This is a genomic window from Micromonospora sp. 15K316, assembly GCF_004348525.1.
Classification (GTDB): Bacteria; Actinomycetota; Actinomycetes; order Mycobacteriales; family Micromonosporaceae; genus Micromonospora.
In genome coordinates, this window is sequence record NZ_SMKG01000399.1 from 1 (window position 1) to 1873 (window position 1873).

The 1873-nt window shown below is 67.5% G+C and carries 2 protein-coding genes; both read right to left on the minus strand.

Going from position 1 to position 1873, the window contains the following annotated elements; genetic code table 11:
• The coding region (locus tag E1211_RS32875; protein ID WP_165947391.1) for a hypothetical protein at window positions 1-1160 on the minus strand (1160 nt) is incomplete at its 3' end.
• Window positions 1157-1663, minus strand: a complete 507-nt coding sequence (locus E1211_RS31915; protein ID WP_132353937.1) for a hypothetical protein — start codon at window positions 1661-1663, stop codon at window positions 1157-1159. The genes E1211_RS32875 and E1211_RS31915, both read right to left, overlap by 4 nt.
• Between the last annotated feature and the right edge of the window lie 210 nt (window positions 1664-1873).

Sequence of the window (1873 nt, forward strand, 5' to 3'; positions counted from 1 at the left end):
CCCCCTATCGGCATTCCATGAGCGGTGCTGTAACCGCGACCGCTTCCCGGGCGAGAACCTGCTCCACCAGTCGGGGCTGTTCCAGCCCCTCCAGTGCCGATGACCCCGCCGATTGGGTTAATGTGCCGCATCTCATTGCTGGCGCCCGGTTGCCTGATCGAGCCGCCGGGGATGCCTCCAATAATTCCGCCGGTCGATCGAGGGGTTCCCGTCTGTCGTGACAAGGCACCCTCAGAAGTTGGCCGACCAAGGTAACCAGTCCGGTCTTGTGGTCCTGGGGTAAAGCCTCGCTGGCCGCCTTGGGGAAGCGAGGGTGGGAGGTCGATGTTCGAGGACACAGCCGGTGATGGAGTTGGGCCCACTGAAGGGGGAGGAGGCAAGGGTGTATGCGCTAGTCCTGCGCTTGCGCTCCCGAGCACCGGCCCAGCGATTGATCCCTTCGGTGATGATTCCATTTGCACGACTGGAGGTGGTTGATGCATTTGCTGGCTACTGCTTGGCGAGGCTGGCGCCGGAATAATCGTTGGAATAACTGGAGCCTGCACGGCGCCGGGTGTGTATTCGTCTGAACCGTTGTCGATTCTTGGCTTAATGACTGGAGGTTTCTGTAGTGTTGCTTGGGCTTGTTGGAGTTCGCTGCTGAGGCCGTACATGATGCCGCGCGCCTGCACGTTCAGCTGCTCCAGGTCGTCATCGGTGACCGGCCGATCCGGTACGCGGCTGCCCATGGCTGCCTTCGGGTCGGCGGCCGTCGCCTCGTACGCCCGCTTCTGCTGGAGTTTGGCTGCGTACTCCTCGTGGATTCTCTGAAGTTTGGCGCGGGTGCCGCCGATGGCCTGGGTGGCGGCGGCGAGTGCGGTGTAGTTCGCGGCGGCGGCGTCGTGGGTGCGGCGGACCTTGTCGATCAGCTCGTCGAGTTGGGTGAGGTACGCGAGCGCGGCCGCGTTGCTCGCCGGGGGCCATGCCGCGGCGAGACCTCGTCGGTACTCCTGGAGTCGGCTCAGGTGGGTCTGCGCCAGGTCGCAGATCTTGCGCCAGCCGGCGACCTGCTTCCAGTGGTTGGCGGTGTCATGGTCCTGCAGGCAGGCCCACATGCTGTTCACGTCCATCCGGTGCCAGTCCGTGAGGCTGGACGTGCGGCCGCTGCCCCGTTCGATCACTGGACCACCGCCGGGCCGTCCGCCGGACCGATCGGGTTCCCGAGCAGCACCGACGGTGGGCCAGCCTTCTCCGGACCGGTCGGATCTGCGAGCAGTACCGACGGTGGGCCGGCGGCCACCACGGCGCGCGGGTCGGCGAGCGCGTGTTCGACGTCCGCCACCCTCGCCGCGGAGAAGGCGTCGGCGCCGGCGTAGCGGTCCGCCACAGTGCCCGCCGCTGCGGCGAGGTGGCCGGTGGCGCCGCAGACGCCCCAGACCATGTCGACGCTGGCCTGCTGGGTCTCGTGGTGGGCCTGCAGGAAGTGCACCAGTTCGATGAATGCGTCGCAGGGGTTGGGCAGCGGCGCTGTGACGTCCTCCGCGATGTGCGGCAGGTGCGGCGCGTAGTTGTGCTCGACCTCGGCCGTGAGCCGGTCGGCGAACTCCCGCAGTTGGCGGATGTCGGCGTCGATCGAACCGTAGCCGCTCAGCCAGGCCGGCGGGCGGTCCTCCCCAGGGATCATCGACCCTCCCATACCGTCACGACGCCGTCTCCCTGAGTGAGGTTAACGGCTCGACGGCCCCCTGGCAGCCCCACGATCGCGGCAGCGCCTCATAAAGCAGCCCGGAGTGAGCGCGCCGCCGGGAAGAGCGGACGACCGTTGAAGGGCGGGCCGGGAAGAGCGGACGACCGTTGAAGGGCGGGCCGGGAAGAGCGAACGACCGGCGAAGGG